Below are 24,502 nucleotides of genomic sequence, written 5' to 3' on the forward strand. Positions count from 1 at the left end.
AGCGGGGAGCGGGCCAGGGAGGAGGCGCCCGCGAGCAGGGCGTCGCGCAGGCCGCGGGTGGGGGCCTCGGCCACCACCAGGGCCGAGGGGGCCGCCGGGGAGGGGGCTACCAGCACCCAGGAGCCGCCGGCCAGGCCCAGGCGCAGGCAGCCGGCGGGGTGGGAGACACTCTCGACGGCGACTCCTGCGACCTCGGGCGGGTTCACGCCCGGCAGGGCCACCCTAAGCATCTGAGCCTCCCCGGGGCCAAGCCTGACCTCCTTGCGGCCATACTCCATGCGGCCAAGCCTCGTATCGAGATCGGCCACGATCTGGGACACGGGCCTCCCGTCGCGAGCGAATATGTCCATAAGGAGGGTTGCTGCCGCAAGGGAGTCGCGCTCGTAGCCAAGCTGGGGCACGCAAACGCCGCCAACGGCATCGCCCGCGCAGACGACGTCCCCGGTGGCGACCTCCTCGCGCATCCATGCGTAGCCGATGGGCGTCACCGTCAGGGGCAGACCCAGGCGCTCGGCCTGCCTGCGCACGATGGAGCTCACGAAGACGGGGGCTGCAAGCCTACCCTTAAGCCCGCGAACCTTCACGAGGTACTCCATGATGAGCGACAGCGTCTTGTGCGGGTTCACATAGTTACCGTGCTCGTCGACGAGGGCGATGCGCTCCCCTGCTCCGTCAAGCGCAATGCCGTAGGAGGCGCCGTTCGCGGTCACGGCCTGCTCGCAGTCATCGATCCAGGGCTCCGCCACCATGGGATGGATTCCGCCAAAGTCCTCGGCGTCGTCGGCATGGATCTCGACCACGCGGGCACCGAGGGAGGACATGAGACGGCGGGCGATCGAGGTCTGCGCGCCATACATCGGGTCGCACACGACGAGGGGCGACTGAGCGCGAATCACCTCGTCATCGACGAGGCTGGAGACCTCCTCGAGATAGCGGCTTACGAGGTCGATGAGCTCGACCTCGCCGCGCGACATGGGGAGCTCGGGCACAATGTAGGACTCGAGCAGGTCGGTGTCGGAGGAGGTGGCGGCAGAGCCGTCGGCCATGCAGATGCGCACGCCAAAGTAATCGGCAGGCCTGTTGCCCGCCGTGAGCATGACACCCACAACCGCCTCGCGGTCCCTGCGCACGGCCTCGTTGAGAACCGAGGCAGGGCAGTGAACGTCGCTCACGCGCGCCTTGATCCCGTAGGAGGCGACGACCTCGCCCATCTCGAGCGCGATGGCGGCATTGAGCGGGCGGCTGTCATAGCCAATGACCACGTTGCCCTCGGGCTGACGGTCCTTGACGAGGCGGCCGAGGGCGCTCGCGATGCGCAGCGCGTCGGCATGGGGCTCACCCTCGTCAACGCGCACATACCAGGCATCGCCCAGGAAGTTGATGACGCTCATAGATGCATCCTCCAGGAATCGGGCACAAAAACGCCCCGCGGGCTCCTGGGTCCGCGGGGCGTGGGTCACATGTGGAGCCGGAGCTATCGAATGAGATCGGCAGCGCCGCCAAGAGCCTCGATGAAGGCCTCGCGCGTGGCGGGGTCCTCGAGAGCGGCCCTGGCGCACACGCCTGCCCAGGCAGCGGGGGTACCGGTGTCGCGGCCCTCGTCGACGTCGACGACAAGAGCGTACATCTCCTCGGACTCGAGGAGGCGCACCATGGCGTCGGTGAGCTGAATCTCGTTGCCGGCACCGGGACCCTGCGTGGCGAGAAGGTCCATGATGCGCGGCGAGAGCAGGTAGCGGCCCACGATGAACAGGTGGCTGGGGGCATCCTCGGGAGCGGGCTTCTCGACCAGGCCGGAGATGCGCCAGACGGAGCCGGGCTGCTCGGGATCGCCCTTGGTGATGCAGTCGCCGGCGATGATGCCGTAGCGCGAGACCTGGTCGGCCGGCACTGCGGCGACGGCGATCACGGAGGCGCCGTTGTGCTCGTCGGAGACGGCCTTCATGCGGCGGCACATGTCGTGGCCGGGCACGAAATAGTCACCCAGCAGGATGAGGAACGGGTCCTCGTCCATCTGGGGGGCAGCCTGCAGCACCGCGTGGCCCAGGCCCTTGGCCTCGTCCTGATAGACGAAGGAGACCGGGAGCTCGGAGGCGTGACGCACCGAGCTGGCCAGGCCGTCCTTGCCGCGGCCGAGCAGGGTCTGCTCGAGCTCGTCGTCGGCGGCAAAGTGACGCTCGATGGCAGGCTTGTCGTGCGAGTTGACGATTACGACACCGTCAACGCCGTCGACGGCGAGCGCCTCCTCGACGACCTGCTGGATGACGGGGAGACCCTGGACGGGGAGAAGCTCCTTGGGAACGGCCTTGGTGGCCGGGAGAAAACGGGTGCCGAGTCCGGCGGCGGGGATGACTGCCTTCACGATGCTCCATTCAACGGTTTACCCCGAGCGCAGGTTCGCGCCGGGAACTTGAATACGCATATGCGTTCAACTTTGCGATAGTACCCGCCCACGGTACAAAAAGGGTCGTCTACATAGAAAGAGCGCCGCGCAGACGCGAAAAGTCCGCACGGCGCTCCCGCTTAAGCGATTAAAAGCCCAACTATTCCTTGTCGATGGTGACACCCTGACGCTCGAGATACTCGAGCAGATGACGCGAGGTGTCTGCGGAGAGGGCATGCTCCATGAGGCAGGCCTCCTCGTCTGCCACCTCCTCGTCGACGCCAAGCTCGACGGTGAGGAACGTGCGCAGCATGCGGTGACGGCGCCAGACCTCCGCGGCATACCCGCGGCCGGCCTCGGTGAGCTTAACGCGGCCGTAATGGGTCTGGTCGACGAAGCCGCCATCCTTGAGCGAGGAGAGCGCCTTGTTGACGCTCGCCTTGGTGACGTCGAGTCGTTCGGAGACGTCGACCGAGCGGACCGAGTCGTCGCCGGGGTGCTCAAGGATGAGGCAGTAGATGGCCTCGAGGTAGTCCTCGCCCGCGTTCGTGAGGGCGTGACCCTCGTTCTTTGCCTTCATGATGCGGACCTCCATACCTGGCAGGCACAGCCTGCGATTAAAGTTAGCTTTAGTTTACACTGCGCCTTAGCGCCGAAGGGCGAGAAAAACGCAGGCGAGCACGACGACGATGGCGGCGACAACCGCCGCAGTGAGGACGGAGCGCCTGCGCATGCGCCTGCGGACCATGCGCTCGTGGTACGTGGAGCCCGAGGTCGTGCGGTCGCAGTCGTAGAACCCCGTGGTTCCGGGGTCTTTAGCAGAGCCAAACAAGGCTAGTCCTCGACCGAGACGTCGGGCACGGTGTCGCGCCAGACGTTGGCGCCCAGGCCGCGCAGCTTCTCGACGAAGCGCTCATAGCCTCGCTCGATGTGGTAGATGTTCGAGACCGTGGTCTCCCCTTCTGCCACGAGGCCCGCGAGCACGAGCGAGGCGCCGCCGCGCAGCTCGGGCGACTCAACCTGGGCTCCGGAAAGGCGCTCCACGCCGCGAACGATGGCGTGGTGCCCCTCGATGCGGATGTCGGCTCCCATGCGCGCGATCTCGCCGGCGAACATGAAGCGGTTCTCGAAGACGTTCTCGGTGATGACGCACTGGCCGTCTGCCAGGGAGAGCATCGCCATGGTCTGCGCCTGCATGTCGGTGGGGAAGCCCGGGAAGGGCAGCGTCTGGATGTCGACGGACTTGAGACGACCCTCGCTCGAGGCGATAACGCCATCGGGCTCGCGCTCGATCTTGACGCCCATGGCCTCGTACTTCTTGAGGACGAGGCCAAGGTGATCGGGGTTGAAGCCCCGAACGCGGACGGGGCCGCCGGCCATGGCGGCCGCGGCGATGAACGTGCCGGCCTCGATGCGGTCGCCCACGACGGCGTGGGTGACGGGGTGCAGCTCGGAGACGCCCTCAATCTCGATGACCGGAGTGCCGGCGCCACGAACCTTGGCGCCCATCTCGTTGAGCATGTTGGCGAGGTCAACGATCTCGGGCTCGCGGGCGGCGTTGTCGATGACCGTGGTGCCCTTCGCATGGACCGAGGCCATGATGAGGTTCTCGGTGGCGCCGACGCTCGCGAACTCGAGCGTGACGGTGGTGCCGATGACGCCGTTGGGCGCGCTGGCGTGGATGTTGCCGTGAGCAACCTCGAACTCGACGCCCAGGGCCTCGAGGCCGAGGATGTGCAGGTCAATCTTGCGAGCGCCGATGTTGCAGCCGCCCGGCATGGCCACGACGGCCTTGCCGAAGCGAGCGAGCAGCGGGCCCATGACGGCGGTGGAGGCACGCATCTTCGCCACGAGCTCGTAGGGCGTCTCCCAGTTGTTGACATTGGTGGTGTCGATCACGAGCGTGTGCTCGTCGACCACCTCGATGGTTGCGCCGAGGCGCTTGAGAACCTTGCCCATGACGTGTACGTCGGAGATGTTGGGCACGTTGGTAAGCGTGTTGACGCCAGGGGCCATAATCGTGGCTGCCATGAGCTTGAGCGCGGAGTTCTTGGCACCCTCGACGGTAACCTCGCCGTGGATGGGCAAGCCGCCCTCTACCTTGATGACGTCCATGTTCCTCCCGATCCCATTGCATATGAGCAGGTGGGCGCCCGGCTAGCGGACACCCACCTGGGTCTATCCAACGCTTAATTGTAGACGAGCCGCTACTCGGCTGACGAGGACGCGCCGGCCTCCTTTAGAAGAAGATCGCACCAGGCCATCTTGTTCTCGTAGTAGGCGCGCTGGTGGTCGTCCTCGGCAAGGGAGTCGCGCTTGTCGCGGGCGGCATCGTGGGTGCGGCGAACCGTCTCGACCTCGATGTCGTCGGTGGCGCGAGCGTGGTCGGCGATGATCACGACGACGTCATTACAGATCTCGGCGTAGCCGCCGGAAACCACGACGTCGCGCTCGCCGCCGCCATCCTCCTCAAGCCTCTTGATGCGCACCACGCCGTCGCCCAGAGCACAGATCTCTGAGGCGTGACCGGGAAGCACACCAAGCTCGCCCGAGTAGGTGACGAGCGTCATCGAGGCGCACTTGCCCTCGAAGAGCTGCTTGTCAGGCCTCACGAACTTGCAGGTTAGATACGCCATCCATGCCTTCCCTACTCGGCCTTGGCCTCGTCGGCGGCCATCTTGGCGGCACGCTGGCGCACGTCATCGATGGTGCCGGCAAAGCGGAACGCCTGCTCGGGGATGTCGTCGCACTCGCCGTCGATGATGGCGGCGAAGGAGCGGACGGTGTCCTCGATGCGCACGTAGCAGCCGGGGTTGCCCGTGAACTTCTCGGCAACGTGGAACGACTGCGAGAGGAACTGCTGGACCTTACGGGCGCGGTCGACGACGAGGCGCTGCTCCTCGGAGAGCTCGTCCATGCCGAGAATCGCGATGATGTCCTGGAGGTCGGTGTACTCCTGCAGAAGCTCCTGCACGGCGGTGGCCACGCGGTAGTGCTCCTCGCCGACGATCGAGGGGTCGAGGGCGTCGGACGAGCTGCCCAGCGGGTCGACGGCCGGGTAGATGCCCAGCGAGGCGATGTTACGCGACAGAACCGTGGTGGCGTCGAGGTGCGTGAACGTCGTAGCAGGGGCCGGGTCGGTGAGGTCGTCTGCGGGGACGTAAACGGCCTGAACCGAGGTGATCGAGCCCTCGCGCGTCGAGGTGATGCGCTCCTGCAGGTCGCCCATCTCGGTTGCCAGCGTGGGCTGGTAGCCAACGGCGGACGGCATGCGGCCGAGCAGTGCGGAGACCTCGGAGCCGGCCTGGGAGAAACGGAAGATGTTGTCGATGAACAGCAGCACGTCCTGGCCGGAGTCGCGGAAGTACTCGGCGGCGGTGAGGCCGGCGAGGCCGACGCGCAGACGGGCTCCGGGCGGCTCGTTCATCTGGCCGTAGACCAGGCAGGTCTTGTTGATGACGCCGGACTCGCTCATCTCGAGGTAGAGGTCGGTGCCCTCACGGGTGCGCTCGCCGACGCCGGTGAACACCGAGGTGCCGCCGTGCTCCTGGGCGAGGTTGTTGATGAGCTCCTGGATCAGGACCGTCTTGCCAACGCCGGCGCCGCCGAACAGGCCGGTCTTGCCGCCGCGGACGTAGGGCTCGAGAAGGTCGATGGCCTTGATGCCGGTCTCGAAGATCTCGGTCTGGGTCGTGATGTCCTGGAACTGTGGGGCCGGACGGTGGATCGGGTAGTACTGGACGCTCTCGGGTATGGGGGCGCCGTCGACCGGCTTGCCGGCGACGTTCCACACGCGGCCGAGGGTGGCCTCGCCAACGGGCATCATCATGGGCGCGCCGGTGTCGTGGACGCGCAGGCCACGCTGCAGGCCGTCCGTGGACTCCATGGCGACGCAGCGGACGACATTGCCCGGCAGCTCACTCTCGACCTCGAGGGTCACGTTGATTGCGCCAATGGGCGTCTCGCCCTTGACGACGAGAGCGTTGTAGATCGCGGGGACCTTGTCGTCGAACTTGACGTCGACGATGGAACCCACGATGCGGATGATGGTGCCATCGCCAGCGCCGCGCCTCATGTAATCGAGGGCGGCCTCCTCAAGCACCGTGCGCTTCTCAGTGGTTTGTGCCATCAGTTGTCCTCCAATGCGGACGCGCCGCCGATGATCTCGTTGAGCTCCGTGGTAATGGAGCCCTGCCTCACGCGGTTGTACGTGCGGCTCAGGTTGGTGATGACTTCCTCGGCGTTCTCAGTCGCCGAGTGCATGGCGCGACGGCGTGCGCCATGCTCGGCCGCCGCAGAGTCAAGCATCGCGTGGAAGATGACGGTGCGGACATAGGCCGGGATCAGGTAGCCAAGCACCTCGGAGGCGGAGGGCTCGAACTCGAACGGACTGTTGAGGTCGTGCTCGAGCGTGCTCATGGCCTCGGGGTTGCGCGGCTCGTTGGGCATCTTGAAGGCGTCCGGGTTGATCGGCAGCAGCTGCTCGTTGACGAGCGTCTGCTCGACGCGGTTCTTGGCGTGCCAGTAGATGAGCTCGACGCGATCGATGGAGCCCTTGGCGTAGGAGTCCATCACGTACGTGGCGATCTGGTCGGCCTGGTCCATCGTGGGCTCAGATGAGGTCCCGGTGAACGAGATGGTCGGCTCGACGCCGCGGTACTTGAAGAAGTCCGTGGGCTTGCGGCCACTGGTGATGACCTCGTAGCTCACGCCCTTCGCCTTGAGCGCGTCGATCTTGCGCTGCACGTCGCGCTGGGGCTGCACGTTGAAGCCGCCGGCAAGGCCGCGGTCCGAAGCGATGACGATGAAGAGAACCCTCTTCTCCTCGGCATGCTTGGCGAGCAGCGGCTGACGCTCGTCGAGGCTTGCGCCCACGACGGCACCCATCATGCGGCTGATGGCGTCCTTGTACGGCTCGGCCTCCTCCGCACGCTCAAGCGCGCGACGGATCTTCGCCGTGGAGACCATCTCCATGGTGCGCGTGATCTGCATGGTCGCCTTGACCGACGAGATGCGCCTCTGAATTTCGCGGAGATTCGACATGGGCCGATGCCTTACGCCTTCCCCTGGTCGTCCGAAGCGGTCAGCGCGGCCTCGGCCTCAAGATCTGCCTTCCTCGGGTGCTGGAGGAGGAACTGCTTCTTGAAGCTGGCGATGTGACCCTTCAGGCGCTCAGCGGTGTTGTCAGAGATCTTGCCGCCACGGACCTCGCGACGAAGCGCCTCGTGACGCTCCTGCATGTAGGTGGCCAGCTCGTTGCGGAAGGTGCAGACCTGGTCGACGTCGAGGTCGTCGAGGTAGCCCTCCTTGCCGGCGAACAGCACGATGATCTGGTCGGCGACGTCGAGAGCGGCGTAGCGCGGCTGCTTGAGGAGCTCCGTCATGCGGGCGCCGTGGGACAGCTGGTACTGTGTCGAGGCGTCAAGGTCGGAACCGAACTGCGCGAAGGCCTGCTTCTCGGCATAGCTGGCGAGGTCGAGTCGCAGCGTACCGGCAACCTGCTTCATGGCCTTGAGCTGAGCGTCGCCACCGACTCGGGACACGGAGATGCCCACGTCGACAGCAGGGCGCTGGCCCTGGAAGAACAGGTTGGACTGCAGGTAGATCTGACCGTCCGTGATGGAAATCACGTTGGTGGGAATGTAGGCCGAGACGTCGCCCTCCTGCGTCTCGATGATCGGGAGCGCCGTGAGCGAGCCGCCGCCGTTGGCGTCGGAGAGCTTGCAGGCACGCTCGAGCAGACGAGAGTGCAGGTAGAAGATGTCGCCGGGGTAGGCCTCGCGTCCGGGCGGACGGTGCAGCGTAAGCGACATCTGACGGTAGGCCACTGCCTGCTTGGACAGGTCGTCATAAATGACGAGAGCGTGGCCGCCGGGGTGCGTGGCATCGGCGGGGTTGCCGTTGGCGTCGTTGTACATGAAGTACTCACCGATGGCAGCGCCGGCCATAGGGGCGATGTACTGCATGGACGCGGAGTCGGCGGCGGTGGCGGCGACGATGACCGTCTTGTCGAGGACGCCGTGGGCCTTCAGCGTGCCCTTGATGGCGGCGACGGTGGAAGCCTTCTGGCCAATGGCAACGTAGACGCAGACCATGTCGGTCTTGGCCTGGTTGACGATGGCGTCGATGGCGATGGCCGTCTTGCCGGTCTTGCGGTCGCCAATGATGAGCTCACGCTGGCCGCGTCCGATGGGCACCATCGCGTCGACGGCGAGCAGGCCCGTCTGGACGGGCTCGCAGACCGGCTGGCGCTCCATAATGCCGGGGGCCTTGAACTCGATGGGGCGACGATCGGTCGTGTCGATGGGGCCACGGCCGTCGATGGGCTGGCCAAGGGGGTTCACCACGCGGCCGAGCATGGCGCGGCCCACGGGGATGTCCATGACGCGGCCCGTGGTGCGGACCTCGTCGCCCTCCTTGATGGCATCGACGTCACCAAACAGAACGGCGCCGACCTCGGACTCGTCGAGGTTCTGGGCCAGGCCAAAGACGCTCTTGCCCGACACGGAGCTGGTGAACTGTAGCAGCTCGCCAGCCATGGCGCTCTTGAGGCCGGAGATGTGCGCGATGCCGTCTCCCACCTCGGTGACGACAGACGCTTCCTGCTCATCAACCGTGGCGTTGATCTGCGACAGCTGCTCGCGCAGCGTGCGCATAATCACGTCGGAGCTGATCTTGTCTGCCATTAATCCTCACTTCCCATGAAGGTCGAGGACAACGTCTTGCGGATGTTCGCAAGCTGGGCGCGCACGGAAGCGTCGTAGCGGTTGCCACGAGCCTCGAGTACGACGCCGCCGATAATCGACGGGTCAACGCGCTCAACCAGGTAAACCGGGGCGTTCATGTCCTTCTCGGCCTTGGCAATGACCTTCTGGCGAAGGTCGTCATCCAGCGGGACGGCAGTCGTCACCGTAACGGAGACGGTCTTGTCCTCGCTGTCGAGAATGTCCTTGTACGTGCGGGCGACGTCGCCGACGAGGCTGAGGTCATCCTCGCTGCGCATGGCGGCGAGGGTCTCGAGAACCTCGGGCGAGAACTTGAGGGCGTGGTTCCACTGGACCAGGTCCTTGTTGGCCCTGCCCTCCTGACGCGCGGCATCGATGAGGGCGCGAGCGTACTTCTCGGACTTCTCCTGATCGCTACGCTTCGTTGTCATGACCGGTGCCCACTTCCGCGAGGTACTTCTCGGCCAGCTTGCGCTGGTCCTGCTCGCTGAGGTCGTTGCCAATGATCTTGCTGGCGATCTCGACGGACAGGTCGACGACGGAGCTCGAGAGCTCGATCATGGCCTTGCGGCGCTCGGAGGCCACGGCATCGTGCGCCTTGGCGACGGTGGCGGCGGCGTCCTCCTGGGCCTTGGCAAGGATGTGCGAGCGCTCGGCCTCGGCCTCACGCTTGGCCTTGACGATGATCTCGTCGGCCTCGCGGCGCGCCTCGGCAACCTGCTGCTGGTACTCGCGGTGCTCCTTCTCGGCGGCGAGCTTCTCGTTGGCGGCCGCGTCGAGGTCCTCCTGGATCTTCTGCTGACGCTTCTCCATCATGCCCAGAATCGAGGGCCAAGCGAGCTTGGCAAGGACGACCCAGATGACGAGGAAGGCGATGAGGGCGGGGATGAACTCCGCCATCTTCGGAAGCAGAAGGTCCGCACCGCTTGGCGCCTCGGCGAGTGCCGGCGTCGGGACAAGGGTGCCAAGGGCAGCGATGCCTGCGGCGAGCCCAAGCCTCTTAGTGTTGCTGTTCATTCGTGCCTCCACTGATCGTTTTCGACGTTCGCAAACCTTAGGAGATCAGCGTAACGACGAAGCCGATGAGTGCGAGGGCCTCGACGAAGGCGGAGCCCAGGATGAAGACCGTGAACAGGCGGCTCTGCATCTCAGGCTGGCGCGCGATGGCCGACGTGGCGCCGTAGGCGGCAAGACCAATGCCAATGCCAGCACCGATAACACCAAGACCATAACCGATAGCTCCCACGATTCCTCCTTTGTTAGTCGCCCAATGCTTATCCCGGGCGATTCGTGAGCGTTGTCTATGCACTGCGGGACGGGCCCGCGAGTTGCCAATGATGTGCGGCGATGCCGCGAGGCTGCTAGTCGCCCTGCTCGGCGAGCTGGATGTAGACGGCGGACAGCAGCGTGAAGACGTAGGCCTGGATGATGCCGACCATGATCTCGACCAGGTAGATGATGATCAGGATGGCAACCCAGAACACCGAGGCGCCCGCCTGGCCCAGGGCCATCAGAGAGAAGCCCTGCAGCAGAGGCTCAAAGAAGAGCGAGGCCAGGATGGCGAAGGCGCCCATGACCACGTGGCCGGCGAACATGTTGCAGAAGAGTCGGACGGCCAGGGTGATCAGACGCAGGAACGTCGAGAAGAGCTCGATGACCCACACGAGGATGTTGATCGGGAAGGCCACGCCCTCGGGCGCGAGGCTCTTGATGTAGCCGATGACGCCCAGGCGCTTGCAGCCCACCACGATGAAGTAGACGAACGAGCACAGGGCCAGCGCCGCCGTGACGCCAATCGTGCCGGTGCCGGGGTGGCAGCCGGGGATGACGCCGATGATCGAGTTGGCGCAGATGAAGAAGAACAGAGCGGCCAGGAAGGGGAAGTGCTTCTTCCAGGTCTGCTCGCCAACGATCGACTTAACCATGTCGTCGCGCACGAACTCAACGACATACTCGACGCCGTTGACGAATAAGCCCTTGGGCACGAGGCTCTCGGCCTGCTTCTTCTTGAACACGAACAGGACCACGAGCATCAGGGCAAGCGCGATGGCAAGCCAAAAGATGTAGGTGGTGAGACCCACCGTGGTATCGCCCACGATGGCGTGGGACATGAAGCTATCGAGAAGAGAGTCGATCTCCTCGGGAAGCTTGTCTAGTGGAGACATGCATCGTCCTTTCGCTTGCCCCGCAGCGGCACCTAGCCGCTCGCTTTCCCGCGGGCTGTCTGCGCCCGTACGGTGTCTGGGATTTTACCCCTTGTGCGGGATAGTATTTCCCAGCGAAGACCGTACGACGGACTCGCGTCGCACGCTCCTCCTTCTAAATCCGAATGGGCATACTAGCACTTCCGCATTCGGGTGGTAACACTATTTTTTGCGGGGTCTGAGCTTGTTATTTCCATAAGCTGTAAAGTTCGAGCTACCGCGTTTGTTACGCTCGCCGAATTTTTTCTCGCACTCATGGATTTCTGGATGAACGGGGCCGTTCGCCTCTTAGGGGAGCCTGCGCCAGGTGACGAGAGCGGCTACCGTGACGCCGGCGAGAAGTGCGAGCGCCGCCGAGACCGCTACGGGCACAAAGGCCGCAGGGTTGGCGCGCCTCGCGAGGGCCGCCCCCACCAAGATGATGGCGGAGGAGACGATGACGCACGCAAGCCCGCTCTTGACGCCGGGGCCCTTGCTGCCCCGCGCAGCCGAGCGCGTGAGCACAACGGCGAAGGGCGCCGCCCCGGCCAGGCCTAGGACGACGCCCGCGAGAATCTGTGCGGCCACGACTAGAGCGTTCCGAAGATGCGATCGCCGGCGTCACCCAGACCGGGCAGGATGTAGGCGTGGTCGTTGAGCTCGCGGTCGACGGCGCAGGTGTAGAGCCGCACGTCGGGGTCGAAGTCGAGCACGGCGCGCACGCCCTCGGGAGCGGCGACGAGCACGAGCAGGCGGATGTTGCTCACGCCCGCGCGGCGGAGGTACTCGATGGCCGCGGTGGCCGAGCCGCCGGTGGCGAGCATCGGGTCGACGATCAGGCAGGTGCGGCTCTCGACGTCGCCGGGGAGCTTGCAGTAGTACTCGCGCGGGACGTGCGTCTCGGGGTCGCGCTCCATGCCGACGTGGCCCACACGGGCGGCCGGGATGAGGTCGAGAATGCCGTCGACCATGCCGAGGCCGGCGCGCAGGATGGGCACGATGGCGACCTTCTTGCCAGCGAGGTGCTGGCAGACGCAGGTCTCGAGCGGCGTGGTGACCTCGACGGGCTCGAGCGCGAAGTCGCGCGTGGCCTCGTAGCCCTCGAACATGGCAAGCTCGCGCACGATGTCGCGGAACTGCTTGGTGCCGGTCTGCTCGTCTCGCAGAATCGAGAGCTTGTGCTGCACGAGCGGGTGGTCGACGACCGTGAGACGGGCCGCCTGCTCCGGCGTGAGGTTGAGTCTGTCTGTGTTCTCCACGTTGTGCTCCTTTATGAGGGTGGCCGCCGCTTGAGCGACGGCCACGCGCATGTCGCGCTCGAGGCGCGGCCGTTCCTGGCAGCTGGCGCTACTTGCGCTCGTCCTCGGCCATGATCTTGGCGACGCGGCCCGTGTGGCGTCCGCCGCCGAACTCGGTGGTGAGGAAGGTCTTCACGAACTCGCAGTTGTCCATCGGGGCGGTGAAGCGGCCCGATAGGCAGATGACGTTGCAGTCATTGTGCTCGCGGCACAGCTCGGCGAATTTGTTGGTCTGGACAACGGTGGCGCGCACGCCCGGGACCTTGTCGGCGGTCATGGCCATACCGATGCCCGTGCCGCAGATCAGGATGCCGCGATCGGCCGTGCCCTCGGAGACGCGACGGGCGACCTTGTCGGCGAAGTCGGGGTAGTCGACGCGGTCGGCAGTCTCGGGGCCCAGGTCCTCGACCTCGTGGCCAAGGCCGCGGACGAAGTCGCAGATGACGTCCTTCTGGCAGAAGCCGGCGTGGTCGGAAGCAACGACGATGCGCATGAAAGCTCCTTTGTTACGCATGAATGTGACGTCAGAAGCGTACCACGCGCGGCGGATGCGCGGCGGCTCGCACAATGTCCCTAGCTTATCGTGCGGCGAACGGCCTCGTGCCAGCCCTCGAGGAGCTCGGCGGCGCGCTCGGCGGGCATGGCGGGCGCATAGGCACGCTGCCCCTCTGCGAGGCTCGCGAGCTCCTCCCGGTCTGCCCAGAAGCCGCAGGCAAGGCCCGCGAGAAATGCCGCGCCCAGCGCGGTGGTCTCCGCACAGCCAGCCCGCACGACGTCGATGCCGAGAAGGTCTGCCTGAAACTGCATGATGAAGTCGTTGTTGGCCGCTCCCCCGTCGACGGCGAGCGCGGAGAGGGCGTGCCCCGAGTCCGCCTCCATGGCCTTGAGGATGTCGTAGGTCTGGTAGGCCATGGACTCGCAGGCAGCGCGCACGAGACGGGCCCGGTCGGTACCACGGGTGATGCCCGCGATGAGGCCGCGGGCGGCGGGGCGCCACCAGGGCGCGCCGAGGCCCGTGAAGGCCGGCACCACGTAGCAACCGCCCGCGTCTGGCACCGACGAGGCGATGGCGGCCGTGTCGCCGGCATGCTCGATGAGGCCCAGGCCGTCACGCAGCCACTGGATGACCGAGCCGGCCTGGAAGACCGAGCCCTCAAGCGCATAGTCGACCCGCCCGCCCTCGGCGATGCCGATCGTGGTGACCAGACCGTTTTGCGAGGTCACAGCCCTGCTTCCGAGATTCATGAGCATGAAGCAGCCAGTGCCGTAGGTGTTCTTGACGCCGCCGGGGTCAAAGCAGCAGTGACCAAACAGCGAGGCCTGCTGGTCTCCGGCAACGCCCAGGATGCGCGGGTGATGGCGCATGATGTCGGCACTGACCTCGCCAAAGCCGCCCGACGAGGGGCGCGGCTCAGGCAGCATCGAGCGGGGCACGCCAAAGATCTTGCAGAGGTCGTCGTCCCAGTCGAGGCGATGAATGTCGAAGAGCATCGTGCGGCTGGCGTTGGTGTAGTCGGTGGCGTGGACGCGGCCGCGCGTGAGGTTGTAGATGAGCCAGGTATCGACGGTGCCGCACATGAGGCCGCCCGCTTCGGCGAGCTCGCGCGCACCCTCGACGTTGTCGAGAATCCAGGCGATCTTCGATGCCGAGAAGTACGGGTCGGGAACGAGGCCGGTGCGCTCGCGGATGAGGTCGCCGTAGCCCTCCTCCACGATCTTCTCGATGCGGCCCTGCGTGCGGCGGCACTGCCAGACGATGGCGTCGTAGATGGGCTGGCCGGTCTGGCGGTCCCACACGACGACTGTCTCGCGCTGGTTGGTGATGCCAATGGCATGGATGCGGTCTGAGTGGATACCGCTCTTGAACTGCACCTCGATCATGCAGGCAACTTGGGCCGAGAGAATCTCGACCGGGTCCTGCTCGACCCAGCCGGGGTGCGGGTAATGCATCGTGAGCGAACGCTGTGCCACGGCGACCTTGCGGCCATACTCGTCAAAGAGAATGGCGCGCACGCTCGTGGTACCCGCGTCGAGCGCCATGATGCAACCCTCGGGCGCCGCCTGCACGCCCATCGCGTCGTCGTAGGCCGAATCTATGACGCTGTCCATGATCGTTGCCATCGCAAGCCTCCCATCAGTTGATTGCGACCAGTGTAGGAAGGTGCGGACGCGTGACGACGATGCTGTCGGTGGACGGCCCGGGCGGCGCAGGCTCGCCGCAGGCCCCTATGCGGAGGCGACGATGCGAGCGACGAGCTCGGCGGGGATGGGCCCCTCGCGAATGATGCGCGGCTCGGCGCCGGTGGCGTCGACGATGGTCGAGGAGGCGCCGTCGGGCGTGGGGCCGGCGGCAAGCGTGAGGTCGGAGGCCTCGGCGATGCGGCGCTCGATGTCGTCCGAGGTGGCGGGTGCGGGCATGCCATGGGTGTTGGCACTCGTCACCGCAAGCGGCCCCACCTCGCGAGCAAGGGCGCGCACGAGGTTCGAGTTGGGAACGCGCAGGGCAACGGTACCATTGCGCTGGTAGTCTGCCGGCACGTCATCGCTCGCACGGAGCACAAGGGTAAGGGCACCAGGCCACAGGCGGTCTGCGAGGGCGTGGGCCCAGGTGGGGACGTCGACCGCCAGGCGGTCGAGTTCGGAGGCATCGCTCACAAGCAGCGGCAGCGTCTGGGAGAGATCGCGACGCTTGATGTCGAAGATGCGGCGATGGCCGGGGTTGTTGGGCGTGGCCGCGGCACCAATGCCATAGACGGAGTCGGTGGGCATCACGACGACACCGCCCTCGCGCAGCACGGCGGCGGCGTCTGCCACGACCTCGGACGCGGGGTCGTCCTGGCTGCACTCGACGATGCGGCCGGCAGCCTGGTGCTTGGGTGCCACGGCGGGCAGCTCGCCCGCGAGGCGCGCGACGATGAAGCGCGCGCGGCCCGTGAGGTCGCGGCGGATCTCGACGCTTGCCCACACGCCCTGCTCGCGCGCGAGGGCAGCGGCGGCATCGAGGCAGTCCTCGTGCAGCTCGACGGCCATGAGGCCGCCGGGCACGAGCGCCATGGGCGCAAGCTCGAGCAGGCGGCGATAGATGTCGAGGCCGTCGGCGCCACCTGCAAGCGCGAGCGACGGCTCGAACTTGGCAACCTCGTCGGGAAGGATGCGCATCACGTCGTCGGGTATATAGGGCGGGTTCGAGACGAGCACGGCGAAGGTGCCCATGAGCTCGGGCGACACGCCGGCGGCAAGGTCGCACTCGACGATGTCGATGGCATCGGCAAGGCCCAGGGCGTCGCGGTTCTTGCGCGCGAGGGCCGCTGACATGGGCGAGATGTCGGTGGCGACCACCTGGGTGCCGGGGCGCTCGCTGGCGATGGCGCAGCTCACGCAGCCGGTGCCGCAGCCAATCTCGAGCACGCGCACGGGGTTAAGCGCGCGGGCGGCGTCGATGCCCTCGAGGGCCGCATCGACCAGAAGCTCGGTTTCGGGGCGCGGGATGAGCACGCCGGGGGCGCAGGCAACCTCAACAAAGCGGAAGCTCGTCTTGCCCGTGATGTACTGAAGCGGCTCGCCCGCCGCACGACGCTCGATGAAGCCGTGCATGAGCGAGAGCTCCTCGGGAGAGAGAGGCTCGTCAAAAGCCATGTAGAGGCCCGTGCGGTCCTTGCTCGTGGCGACGGAGAGCAGCCACTCGGCCGAGAGGCGCGCATGCTCGTCTCCCTTGCGTGCGAGGTAGTCACGCGTCCAGGTGAGGCAGCGGTTGATGGTCCAGACGTTGTCCTGTGCCATGGGAACTCCCGGGTTGGCATTGACGTTGCGGGCGCGGCGAGCGCGCGAAGGTACTACGTGTGCGAAACGCGCCTAACTATCATGCCTGGGGCCGATAATTAGGCGCGCTCGACGCACGTCATGGTTGGCTTGCGAGCGCGAGGGCGCCGCGAGGGGCTACACCTGCTGAGCGAGCTTCTCGGCACGGTCGGCCGCGGCGAGGGCCTCGATGACGTTGGAGAGGCCGTCGCCAAGCAGCACCGCGTTGTAGGTGCTGTTGAAGCCGATGCGGTGGTCGGTCACGCGGTCCTGCGGCTGGTTGTAGGTGCGAATCTTCTCGGAACGGTTACCGTGTCCGATCTGGCTCTGGCGCTCGGCACCCAGCTCGGCCTGCTGACGCTCGAGCTCGGCCTCGTAGAGGCGGGCGCGCAGCATCTGCATGCAGACCTCGCGGTTCTGAATCTGGGAGCGCTGGTCCTGCGACTGCACGACCGTGTTGGTGGGCAGGTGCGTGATGCGCACGGCCGAGTAGGTCGTGTTGACGCACTGGCCACCAGGGCCGGAGGCGCAGTAGGTGTCGATGCGCAGCTCGGTGGGGTCGATCTGGATGTCGATCTCGTCGGCCTCGGGCAGCACGGCGACGGTGGCCGTGGAGGTCTGGATGCGGCCCTGGCTCTCGGTCTTGGGAATGCGCTGGACGCGGTGGACGCCGCTCTCGTACTTCATGACCGAGTAGACCTTGTCGCCCGTGACCTTGAACTCGATGGTCTTGAAGCCGCCGGCGTCGGACGGGCTCGAGGACAGGACCTCGGACTTCCAGCCCTTCTGGGCAATGAAGCGCTCGTACATCTTGAACAGGTCGCCCGCGAAGATGCCGGCCTCGTCGCCACCCACGCCGGCGCGAATCTCGACGATGGTGTCCTTCTCGTCATTGGGGTCGCCAGGGATGAGCATGAACTTGATGTCTTCCTCGAGCTGGGGGAGTTTCTCCTCGTTGGCGGCGATGTCCTCCTGCAGCATGGCCTTCTCATCGGCGTCGGTGGCTTCGTGCAGCATCTCCTTGGCCGCCTCGATGTCGTCGAGGGCACCGAGGTACTGGCGGGCGGCGGTCACGAGGTCGGTCTGGGAGGCGTGCTCCTTGGCAAGGCGCGCGTACTCCTTCTGGTCGGCGAGGACGGCCGGGTCGGAGAGCTTCTTCTCAAGCTCCTCGTAGACGGCAATGAGCTTCTCGAGCTTGTCACGCATGGGAACTCCTTGGGATAGCTGACCGGGGCAGGGCGCCACGCCGGCCAAAGGGCGATTCGACACGATTGAGGGGCGGCGGGCACAAGGCCAGCGCCGTCTTGGGCAAGGTAGCTAGAGCTTGTCACACCTCAGGTACATGAATCCCCTTTCGCACAATTGCTCGTATCATACCCCGAGATGGTTGGGGCGGCCACCCGCACCCCTCGCCTTCGCGAGAGCGACACGAGCGAGAGCGTTCGGGTGGGCGGCAGACGTGCCGTGGGGCACGAGGGCAAGTCAAGAGCGTGCCACAGCGCCTGGCGGCCGGCGGGCCATCAGCGAGTCAGGCCGGCCCACCGAGCTCTCAACCGCATCAAATGGGTAACCTACCAACTACGATTGAGACGCACGAAACCGCGCCCACAGGAGGACACATGCCCAACAAGCCCGAGCCGCTCTTCGTCAACGGCCACTACGTCTACACGCTGAGCTCGTACGACCCCGTCGAGGTCACGCTCACGATTCCGCACCTCTCCGACGACGAGGTGGGCATCGCCATGGGCTCGCTCATCGCCCAGCACGGCTGGAACAGCGCTGACGTCCCCAGCGACGCCTGGATTGCCGAGAACATCACGGGCATCTCCAACTTTGACGAGCTCAGGCAGGCGGTGCGCGAGGAGCTCGAGGCCATCAACGACCAGTACGTCGAGTCGACCAAGACCGGCCTGTGCGCCGAGAAGCTCGCTGAGCGCCTTGAGCAGAGCATTCCGGCCGAGGCCGTGCAGCACTCGCTCGACACCCTCTACCAGGGCATTGCCATGCAGGCGCACGACGCCGGCCTCTCCCCCGAGCAGGCCATCGCGTCCATGGGCATGACCCCCGACGAGTTCGAGCACGCCATGACGCACGAGGCGGAGGGCCTTGCCGCCCAGGACGCCGCGCTCGACGCCATCGTCGACGAGTACGCCATCTTCGTTGATGAGACCGAGGTGCCCGAGCTGCTGGGCGTCTCGCCCAAGGACGCCCAGTCCATGATCGAGGACGCCAAGGAGCACCACGACTTCGACGAGATGATGGCCTTTTGCCGCCGTCGCAAGGCCGTTGCCGCCGTGGCGCGCGACGCCAAGTACACGATGGAGCACGAGACGGCCGAGCAGGCGGCACAGCGCGTGGCCCAGATGCGCGCCCAGCTCGACGCGATGGCGGCGGGCGAGAAGGGCGAGGGCGACGACCAGGCGAGCGGCCACCCGCACCTCGAGCTTGTCTAACCAACACGGACGACATGGGGGCGGCCGCCAGTGGGATGGCCGCCCCGAACAGAAAAAGGGCCCGCGCTGCAGGTGCAACGCGGGCCCTCGTTCTTGCCTATGAGAGCGAATGCTACTCGGCAGCGGCCTCGGTCTCGGCGGGAGCCTCGGTGGCCTCCTCGGCAGGAGCCTCAGCGGCAGCCTTGGCAGCCTCGGCAGCGGCCTTCTTCTCGTACTCGGCGGCACGCTTGGCCTTCTCGGCGGCCTTGGCCTCACGCTCGGCCTTCTTGGCAGCGGCGGCCTCGGCGGCCTTGGCCTCGCGGGCGGCCTTGGCGGCAGCGGCCTTCTCGAGCTGGGCGGCAGCGGCGCCACCGAACTTGTCGGCGAAGCGCTGGACGCGTCCACCGGTGTCGACGAGCTTCTGCTGGCCGGTGTAGAACGGGTGGCACTTGTCGCACAGGTCAACCGTCAGAGAGGGGACGGTCGAGCGGGTGACCCAGGTGTTGCCGCAGCTGCAGCGGACGGTGCACTCGACGTAGTCGGGGTGGATACCATTCTTCATGAGCAGGACTCCTTCTTGCTTCGCGCCTGGTTCCGACCAGGCTCTGGATGCTCCCGCGTGCGTGCACGCGGGATGCTCTGGTTTCCGACCAGAGCGTACAAGCCTTTGAATGGTAGCATGGCACCAGTTCCGTGTCACGAAAAAGTCGCGAAGCCGCCGCTCACGCGCGCCAGGCTCCACGCCTTCATCACCTTGGGAGTCGCCATGTTCCTTGCGATTGACGTTGGCAACAGCCAGACAACGGTTGGCCTGTTCGAAAGCGGCGCCGTGCAGCGTCACTGGCGGCTCAAGACCGACCGCCTCGACACGGCAGACGAGCTGCACGCCCAGCTGCGTTCCTTCCTCGCCCTCGAGGACATTGCGCTCGAGAATGCCGAGGGCGTGGCCGTTGCCAGCGTGGTGCCCCAGCTCACCGCCATGTGGCGCCGCGCGCTCATCGACGCCACGGGCTCCGAGCCCTTCGTCGTGAACGCGGCGGCCGCGAGCGCCATGCGCATCGACATGCCCTACCCCGAGCAGGTGGGTGCCGACCGCATCGCCAACGCCGTCGAGGCACACGCCACCTATGGCGCGCCCGCCATCGTGGTCGACTTTGGCACGGCCACAAACATCGACGTGGTCGACGCAAGCGGCTCCTACCGCGGCGGCTGCATTGCCCCGGGCCTCATGCTCTCCGCATCGGCGTTGTTCGAGAAGGCCGCAAAGCTTTCGAGCATCCCCATCGAGGTGCCGCCCGCGCCCATTGGCGACACCACCGAGCACGCCTTGCAATCTGGCCTGGTGCTTGGCGCGGCGGCGCAGGCCGAGGGCCTTGTTGCCCGCATCAAGGCCCAGCTTGCCCGCGAGCAGGACGCCGAGAAGATCGACTGCCCCGTCATCGCGACGGGCGGCCTTGGCGGCGTGGTGGGCCAGGCGACCGACGTCTTTGACGCCGTCGACGTGGACCTTACCCTGCGCGGCATCTGGCGCATCTGGCAGCAGGCAAGGTAGCAGCCGACGCGCCGCCTGGGCGGCGCACATCGAAATGATGAGGGCGGCAGGGACGTTCGAATCCCTGCCGCCCTTCTCGTCGACCTTGAAGATGAGGCAGGAGGGCTGTCCCTCCGTCTCATTTAGCGAAGGCTTGCCTGCTCGGGCGAGATGACAAGCTCGCGGCCATCGGCCAGGTGCACGGTGGCGCGGCCCCAGACGTCGACCGCCGTGAGGGTGCCCGCGGCGGCAACGCGACCGTTGGGATAGACGACGCTCGCCTCGCGCCCCATCAGGGCCAGATCGTCAAAGAACTCGGAGAGGATGGGTGCGAGCGGCCCAGCGGCGCCGCGGCCAGCCCTGACGTCCGCGGCCCAGGCATCGACGCGCGCGCAGATTGCGCGGGCAAGAGGCTCGGCGTCCTTCTCAGACAGGAGGCCCGCACACGTTGCCTCGCAGACGGCAAACATCCCCGCCTCGCCGGTACCGGCGTGAACGTTCAGGCGGCAGAGCTCGCTCGTGGCATGGCCGTCCCCGTCCACGAGCACGACGTCGCCCGGCCACGCGAGCGTGGCCGCCGGGCTCTTCACGCGAAGGGCATCGAGGGCACCCAGCGCGCAGACAGGGCGCGTGCCCATGAGGTGCCCCATGGGCACGCCAGGACGCAGCAGCACCGCTAGCCGCAGCGCGCCATCGGCGGCCTCGCACAGGCAGGCGCCAGATGCCTCGCCGGCACGTCCGCGCTCGACAAGGTCCTCGGTTACTCCCATGCCAGCTCCCCCAGGTCGGCGCGGACAAGGCCCACGCGCTGCTCGCGCGGCAGAACGCTCACGCCCGCGTGCGCAAGGAAGCGCACCGGATCGTGCATGAGGTCCTCCATGGGCACGATCACGAAGTCGCGCTCGCCCAGACGCGGGTGCGGAAGCACCAGCTTGCGACCGGCGTGCGTCTCGCCCTCGACCCACATAAGGTCAAGGTCGATCGTGCGGGGACCGTGCCCCTCCTGGCCGGCAGGGCGCGTGCGGCCCAGCTTCTTCTCGATTTCGAGCAGCTCGTCGATGAGGACAAGCGGAGCGAGCTCGGTGCGAATCTCTGCCACCGCGTTGGCGACCGGCATCGCGATGCCGTAGGCGGGGTCCGTCTCGTAGGCGCGGCTCACGCCCGTGACGCACGTGAGCGGGATGGCGTTGATGAGCGCGGCGGCGCGGCACAGGTAGTCGAGGCGGTCGCCCACGTTGGAGCCAAGAGCCACGAAGGCACGACGCGGGTCGGGGTGGGCAACGGACCAGTAGGAGTTGAGCGCCTGAGAGACGCCGGCCACGTCATGGACGCGCAGGATGCGGGCGCCGGCCTCGACGGCGGCGATGCAGACGCCGGCGGTGGCGGCATCGCGCGAGGCGGCGTCGGTGACGCCGGAGACCGCGCCCACGAAGCGCTTGCGCGAGACGGCGCAGAGCACCGGATAGCCCATCGAGACCATCTTGGCATTGGCACGCTGGATCACAACGTCCTCGTCGGCGAGCTTGCCAAAACCGGGGCCCGGGTCAATGCAGATGCGCTCGCGGGCAACGCCAGCACGCATGAGCTCGCGGGCCTGGTCGCCCAAAAAGCCCATGACGCGGCGCATGATGGGGGCAGACTCAGGCAGCGTGAAGCGGCGGTTGCCGCCGGCAAGCGTCACCGTTGAGCTCGTGACGCCACGGGCGCTGCGGCGCATGACCTCGTCGAGACGCTCGGCGGCACGGGCGTCGGCGCGCTCGGCCTCGGTGGGAGCGCTCTTCTCGGCAGCGTTCTTCTCGTCCGCGTCCTTGTCGGCATGGGCCGCGGCAGCGCGGGCCGCGGCGGAGGAGTCGAGCGTGACCGAGCGGCGCGGCACGCGCTCGGAGACCTCGCCCGCGTGCATGACGATGCAGCCGCAGTCGCTCTCGACCGCGACGCGCACCATCTCGGGGTTCGTGAAGCCCGTGACGTCGTTGACGATGGCGGCGCCAAGCTTTACGGCAAGGCGGGCAACCTCGGGGTGGCGCGTGTCGATCGAAACGATGGCACCGGCGTCGACGAGGGCGCGCACCACGGGAATGACGCGGCGGGCCTCCTCGTCGGGCGAGACCGGGCGAAAGCCGGGGCGCGTCGACTCGCCACCAACATCGATGATGTCGGCGCCATCATCGAGCAGCTTGAGGCCCCACTCGATCGCGGCCTCAGTGGTGTCGTGAGCGCCGCCATCCGAGAAGGAGTCGGGCGTCACGTTGAGCACGCCCATGATGCGCGGGCGCGCGAGCGTGAGGGCATGCTTGCCGCAGTGCCAGGTCATGAGATCTTCTCGAAGCATAGGCACCTCTCCGTCGTGATTAGCTCTCTCGATTGTAGCGGGCGGGCAGATTTCGCGCCGTCGCGCGGAAAGCCAACACAGAACGAGGCCGCGGATGACACGCGTGTCAAAAAAGGGCGGCCCCAAAAGGCCGCCCCATCAAACGCTATCTTCCGGGAAGAACCCGGCGGCTTCCCTACCTCTCGCTACGCTTGCGAGCAATCACAGAGCCAGCTACGGCAACAACGCCGAGAAGCGCGACGGCGAAGATTGTCGCGTTGGCACTATCGCCGGTCTGGGGCAGGGCGGTATTGCCCTTGCCACTCGCAGGCTTGCCGGAGTCGCTCGGCTTGCCAGGAACAACGGACAGCTTCGCGATGGGCTCGGTCCTGGTCTGGGTCTCGAAGGCCGTGTTCTCGAAGGTGGCGGTGTAGGTGCCCACGCCCTCCTTCAGGGTCGAGGCGGGAGTGGTCACCTGGTAGGAGGCCTTCACGGTCTCCTCCTCCACGTGGCTGGCGTCACGCTTGCAGACGCGCTTGGCGGTGCAGTACCAGTCGTCGCCCTGCTTGGCCCAGGAGTACTCGGGCTCGCCCCAGTCATGGCCGAGCGGGTCGAGGTCGTCGGACCTGGTCTGAGCCGTGAAGCACTTGTGCTGGAAGGTGGCGGTGTAGATGACCTTGCCCTTCTCGGTGCAGCTGGTCTCGGTCGTGGCATTGGCCTTTACGGTCTCATCAATCTCATAACCGCAGTAGCCGCACTTGGCGTAGCCGGTGCAATACCAGTCACCGTCCCTCTGCTCCCATTTGTAGCCGTTCTGGCCTCTGCTCTCGTCGACCTTGTAGTTGGGCTCGTGCTCGCCGTCGGTGTAGTCGTGGGTGAGCATCTTGCCCTCGGACCACACGAGAGTGTCGCCGATGGTGACATCGGTGCGGCCGGAGTTCTGGTTCCTCCAGAGCCCGCTGTATCCGCCGAAGCCAAACACCCTAGAGCACGTGAACGGATCAGTCGCAAGGCCGGTGGCGACGGTATCGCCCGCTATGTTGATCTTGTACTTGAATCCGCCCATGTTGCTGTCGTCGATATTGAGGGCGGTCTTAGCGGTCGAGGTCGAAATGAATTTGCAGTTTTTCACGTTGACGGTGATGTCATGCTTGCCCGCGCTGTAATCGGCGTGGACGTAGATTGCCTTGCCGCTGGCGTTGAAGGTGCAGCCATCAAACGTCATGGTTGGCGAGCTGTACGTCCAGATGGCGTAGTCGCCCTTCGGGGCATTGAACGTCGTATTGTTGAACTCGGCGGACTCGTAGCCCCAGTAGAACGTCTTGCCGTTAACGACGCAGTCGTCAAGCACGGTCTTGTTGGCGCGAATGAAGCCAAGGTAGTCGGCACTGCCGGAACGCATCGTCATGTTCTTGAAGGTGACGGTGCCGGCGCCGTCGAAGGAGTAATCGCCGTTGTACTCGGTGCCAAAATTATCGGGGTTGGGAACCTCTGCACCGATGTTCCATGCGGTCTTGTCCGCGCCCAAGCCCACAAAGGTAAGGTCCTTGCCCTTGGTGAGGCCCTCGGAGCTCTTCCCGTAGAGGGTGTAGTTGCCCTCACCGAGCATAAGGGTGTCGCCACTCTCCGCCTGTTCGGTGGCGACGGCGATGTCGGTGTAGGTTGCCTTGGTGCGATCGTTAGTGATGCTCGGCTCGGCAGCCAGCGCCGGGGTGGCGCTCACGAACAGGGCGCAAACCATGCTGAGAATGGCCGCTGCTACGACCCCCCCCCCGCTTAAACAGGGTTCCACACTTACGTTCCATTTGAATCTCCTTTCGACGCTCGCGCATCCGCCACGC

Annotated in this window: 25 protein-coding genes; 2 read left to right on the forward strand and 23 right to left on the reverse strand. The window is 66.2% G+C overall.

The annotated features are described in order from the left end of the window. The 19 genes from Q3866_RS06435 to prfA form a co-directional block, all read right to left on the reverse strand. The coding region (locus tag Q3866_RS06435; protein WP_301830493.1) for a hypothetical protein at nucleotides 1-1,391 on the reverse strand (1,391 nt) is incomplete at its 3' end. A gap of 83 nt (nucleotides 1,392-1,474) precedes the next feature. Next, the gene (locus Q3866_RS06440; protein ID WP_301830495.1) at nucleotides 1,475-2,362 is read right to left on the reverse strand and encodes a UTP--glucose-1-phosphate uridylyltransferase; all 888 of its coding nucleotides are present in this window, start codon (nucleotides 2,360-2,362) and stop codon (nucleotides 1,475-1,477) included. 181 nt (nucleotides 2,363-2,543) lie between these two features. After that, on the reverse strand, nucleotides 2,544-2,963 hold the full coding sequence (locus tag Q3866_RS06445; RefSeq protein WP_301830497.1) for a metal-dependent transcriptional regulator: 420 nt from the start codon (nucleotides 2,961-2,963) through the stop codon (nucleotides 2,544-2,546). A 66-nt stretch (nucleotides 2,964-3,029) separates the two neighbouring features. Next, nucleotides 3,030-3,215: a hypothetical protein gene (locus Q3866_RS06450; protein WP_293674141.1), complete on the reverse strand. Its 186-nt coding sequence runs from the start codon at nucleotides 3,213-3,215 to the stop codon at nucleotides 3,030-3,032. 2 nt (nucleotides 3,216-3,217) lie between these two features. Beyond that, the gene (gene murA, locus Q3866_RS06455) at nucleotides 3,218-4,498 is read right to left on the reverse strand and encodes a UDP-N-acetylglucosamine 1-carboxyvinyltransferase (RefSeq protein ID WP_301830499.1); all 1,281 of its coding nucleotides are present in this window, start codon (nucleotides 4,496-4,498) and stop codon (nucleotides 3,218-3,220) included. Between the two features lie 92 nt (nucleotides 4,499-4,590). Continuing rightward, nucleotides 4,591-5,019: an ATP synthase F1 subunit epsilon gene (gene atpC, locus Q3866_RS06460; RefSeq protein WP_301830501.1), complete on the reverse strand. Its 429-nt coding sequence runs from the start codon at nucleotides 5,017-5,019 to the stop codon at nucleotides 4,591-4,593. 11 nt (nucleotides 5,020-5,030) lie between these two features. After that, entirely contained in the window at nucleotides 5,031-6,512 is a 1,482-nt protein-coding gene (atpD, locus tag Q3866_RS06465; protein ID WP_293674138.1) for a F0F1 ATP synthase subunit beta, read from the reverse strand. Continuing rightward, complete coding sequence (gene atpG / locus Q3866_RS06470) at nucleotides 6,512-7,426, reverse strand: ATP synthase F1 subunit gamma (protein ID WP_293824521.1); 915 nt, start codon at nucleotides 7,424-7,426, stop codon at nucleotides 6,512-6,514. The genes atpD and atpG overlap by 1 nt, the downstream gene beginning before the upstream one ends. Before the next feature lie 11 nt (nucleotides 7,427-7,437). Next, nucleotides 7,438-9,069 (reverse strand): F0F1 ATP synthase subunit alpha, encoded by a 1,632-nt coding sequence (gene atpA / locus Q3866_RS06475; RefSeq protein WP_301830506.1) that lies wholly within the window; start codon nucleotides 9,067-9,069, stop codon nucleotides 7,438-7,440. Beyond that, a complete protein-coding gene (locus Q3866_RS06480; RefSeq protein ID WP_293673492.1) occupies nucleotides 9,069-9,539 on the reverse strand; it encodes a F0F1 ATP synthase subunit delta in 471 nt (156 codons plus the stop codon). Before Q3866_RS06480 ends, atpA begins: the two co-directional genes overlap by 1 nt. Beyond that, nucleotides 9,523-10,125 (reverse strand): F0F1 ATP synthase subunit B, encoded by a 603-nt coding sequence (gene atpF / locus Q3866_RS06485; protein WP_301830511.1) that lies wholly within the window; start codon nucleotides 10,123-10,125, stop codon nucleotides 9,523-9,525. Before atpF ends, Q3866_RS06480 begins: the two co-directional genes overlap by 17 nt. A 37-nt stretch (nucleotides 10,126-10,162) precedes the next feature. Next, entirely contained in the window at nucleotides 10,163-10,354 is a 192-nt protein-coding gene (gene atpE, locus Q3866_RS06490) for an ATP synthase F0 subunit C (RefSeq protein ID WP_293673490.1), read from the reverse strand. A gap of 115 nt (nucleotides 10,355-10,469) precedes the next feature. Next, a complete protein-coding gene (gene atpB / locus Q3866_RS06495) occupies nucleotides 10,470-11,273 on the reverse strand; it encodes a F0F1 ATP synthase subunit A (RefSeq protein WP_293673489.1) in 804 nt (267 codons plus the stop codon). 327 nt (nucleotides 11,274-11,600) lie between these two features. Then, entirely contained in the window at nucleotides 11,601-11,879 is a 279-nt protein-coding gene (locus Q3866_RS06500; protein ID WP_301830514.1) for a hypothetical protein, read from the reverse strand. A gap of 2 nt (nucleotides 11,880-11,881) precedes the next feature. Then, nucleotides 11,882-12,550 (reverse strand): uracil phosphoribosyltransferase, encoded by a 669-nt coding sequence (upp, locus tag Q3866_RS06505; RefSeq protein ID WP_301830517.1) that lies wholly within the window; start codon nucleotides 12,548-12,550, stop codon nucleotides 11,882-11,884. 88 nt (nucleotides 12,551-12,638) lie between these two features. Next, the gene (gene rpiB, locus Q3866_RS06510; RefSeq protein WP_293673486.1) at nucleotides 12,639-13,082 is read right to left on the reverse strand and encodes a ribose 5-phosphate isomerase B; all 444 of its coding nucleotides are present in this window, start codon (nucleotides 13,080-13,082) and stop codon (nucleotides 12,639-12,641) included. An 80-nt stretch (nucleotides 13,083-13,162) separates the two neighbouring features. Then, entirely contained in the window at nucleotides 13,163-14,662 is a 1,500-nt protein-coding gene (glpK, locus tag Q3866_RS06515) for a glycerol kinase GlpK (protein WP_301830554.1), read from the reverse strand. Between the two features lie 153 nt (nucleotides 14,663-14,815). Next, entirely contained in the window at nucleotides 14,816-16,369 is a 1,554-nt protein-coding gene (gene prmC / locus Q3866_RS07820; protein WP_367881377.1) for a peptide chain release factor N(5)-glutamine methyltransferase, read from the reverse strand. Between the two features lie 156 nt (nucleotides 16,370-16,525). Further along, nucleotides 16,526-17,593, reverse strand: a complete 1,068-nt coding sequence (prfA, locus tag Q3866_RS06530) for a peptide chain release factor 1 (RefSeq protein ID WP_293673485.1) — start codon at nucleotides 17,591-17,593, stop codon at nucleotides 16,526-16,528. Between the two features lie 413 nt (nucleotides 17,594-18,006). Here prfA and Q3866_RS06535 point away from each other — a divergent pair, with 413 nt between their 5' ends. Then, complete coding sequence (locus Q3866_RS06535; RefSeq protein WP_301830519.1) at nucleotides 18,007-18,840, forward strand: hypothetical protein; 834 nt, start codon at nucleotides 18,007-18,009, stop codon at nucleotides 18,838-18,840. Nucleotides 18,841-18,952: 112 nt separating this feature from the next. Here Q3866_RS06535 and rpmE read toward each other — a convergent pair whose 3' ends face one another. After that, nucleotides 18,953-19,381 (reverse strand): 50S ribosomal protein L31, encoded by a 429-nt coding sequence (gene rpmE / locus Q3866_RS06540; protein ID WP_293673483.1) that lies wholly within the window; start codon nucleotides 19,379-19,381, stop codon nucleotides 18,953-18,955. A gap of 204 nt (nucleotides 19,382-19,585) precedes the next feature. On the opposite strand from rpmE, the gene Q3866_RS06545 reads away from it, so the two are divergent. Then, complete coding sequence (locus Q3866_RS06545; RefSeq protein WP_301830520.1) at nucleotides 19,586-20,371, forward strand: type III pantothenate kinase; 786 nt, start codon at nucleotides 19,586-19,588, stop codon at nucleotides 20,369-20,371. A 122-nt stretch (nucleotides 20,372-20,493) separates the two neighbouring features. Here Q3866_RS06545 and Q3866_RS06550 read toward each other — a convergent pair whose 3' ends face one another. The 3 genes from Q3866_RS06550 to Q3866_RS06560 form a co-directional block, all read right to left on the reverse strand. Next, nucleotides 20,494-21,120: a hypothetical protein gene (locus Q3866_RS06550; protein WP_301830523.1), complete on the reverse strand. Its 627-nt coding sequence runs from the start codon at nucleotides 21,118-21,120 to the stop codon at nucleotides 20,494-20,496. Further along, a complete protein-coding gene (gene folP, locus Q3866_RS06555) occupies nucleotides 21,111-22,682 on the reverse strand; it encodes a dihydropteroate synthase (protein ID WP_301830525.1) in 1,572 nt (523 codons plus the stop codon). Before folP ends, Q3866_RS06550 begins: the two co-directional genes overlap by 10 nt. A gap of 175 nt (nucleotides 22,683-22,857) precedes the next feature. Next, complete coding sequence (locus tag Q3866_RS06560; RefSeq protein WP_301830527.1) at nucleotides 22,858-24,402, reverse strand: LPXTG cell wall anchor domain-containing protein; 1,545 nt, start codon at nucleotides 24,400-24,402, stop codon at nucleotides 22,858-22,860. Between the last annotated feature and the right edge of the window lie 100 nt (nucleotides 24,403-24,502).

This window comes from uncultured Parolsenella sp. (genome assembly GCF_958346945.1).
GTDB lineage: Bacteria > Actinomycetota > Coriobacteriia > Coriobacteriales > Atopobiaceae > Parolsenella.

What these genes read in the sequence shown, in the direction of transcription:
- Q3866_RS06445 (WP_301830497.1), bottom strand. Translation starts at nt 2,963, where the DNA reads ATGAAGGCAAAGAACGAGGGTCACGCCCTCACGAACGCGGGCGAGGAC.
- murA (WP_301830499.1), bottom strand. Translation starts at nt 4,498, where the DNA reads ATGGACGTCATCAAGGTAGAGGGCGGCTTGCCCATCCACGGCGAGGTT.
- atpC (WP_301830501.1), bottom strand. Translation starts at nt 5,019, where the DNA reads ATGGCGTATCTAACCTGCAAGTTCGTGAGGCCTGACAAGCAGCTCTTC.
- atpD (WP_293674138.1), bottom strand. Translation starts at nt 6,512, where the DNA reads ATGGCACAAACCACTGAGAAGCGCACGGTGCTTGAGGAGGCCGCCCTC.
- atpG (WP_293824521.1), bottom strand. Translation starts at nt 7,426, where the DNA reads ATGTCGAATCTCCGCGAAATTCAGAGGCGCATCTCGTCGGTCAAGGCG.
- atpA (WP_301830506.1), bottom strand. Translation starts at nt 9,069, where the DNA reads ATGGCAGACAAGATCAGCTCCGACGTGATTATGCGCACGCTGCGCGAG.
- Q3866_RS06480 (WP_293673492.1), bottom strand. Translation starts at nt 9,539, where the DNA reads ATGACAACGAAGCGTAGCGATCAGGAGAAGTCCGAGAAGTACGCTCGC.
- atpF (WP_301830511.1), bottom strand. Translation starts at nt 10,125, where the DNA reads ATGAACAGCAACACTAAGAGGCTTGGGCTCGCCGCAGGCATCGCTGCC.
- atpB (WP_293673489.1), bottom strand. Translation starts at nt 11,273, where the DNA reads ATGTCTCCACTAGACAAGCTTCCCGAGGAGATCGACTCTCTTCTCGAT.
- rpiB (WP_293673486.1), bottom strand. Translation starts at nt 13,082, where the DNA reads ATGCGCATCGTCGTTGCTTCCGACCACGCCGGCTTCTGCCAGAAGGAC.
- glpK (WP_301830554.1), bottom strand. Translation starts at nt 14,662, where the DNA reads ATGGGCGTGCAGGCGGCGCCCGAGGGTTGCATCATGGCGCTCGACGCG.
- prmC (WP_367881377.1), bottom strand. Translation starts at nt 16,369, where the DNA reads ATGGCACAGGACAACGTCTGGACCATCAACCGCTGCCTCACCTGGACG.
- prfA (WP_293673485.1), bottom strand. Translation starts at nt 17,593, where the DNA reads ATGCGTGACAAGCTCGAGAAGCTCATTGCCGTCTACGAGGAGCTTGAG.
- Q3866_RS06535 (WP_301830519.1), top strand. Translation starts at nt 18,007, where the DNA reads ATGCCCAACAAGCCCGAGCCGCTCTTCGTCAACGGCCACTACGTCTAC.
- rpmE (WP_293673483.1), bottom strand. Translation starts at nt 19,381, where the DNA reads ATGAAGAATGGTATCCACCCCGACTACGTCGAGTGCACCGTCCGCTGC.
- Q3866_RS06545 (WP_301830520.1), top strand. Translation starts at nt 19,586, where the DNA reads ATGTTCCTTGCGATTGACGTTGGCAACAGCCAGACAACGGTTGGCCTG.
- Q3866_RS06550 (WP_301830523.1), bottom strand. Translation starts at nt 21,120, where the DNA reads ATGGGAGTAACCGAGGACCTTGTCGAGCGCGGACGTGCCGGCGAGGCA.
- folP (WP_301830525.1), bottom strand. Translation starts at nt 22,682, where the DNA reads ATGCTTCGAGAAGATCTCATGACCTGGCACTGCGGCAAGCATGCCCTC.
- Q3866_RS06560 (WP_301830527.1), bottom strand. Translation starts at nt 24,402, where the DNA reads ATGGTTTGCGCCCTGTTCGTGAGCGCCACCCCGGCGCTGGCTGCCGAG.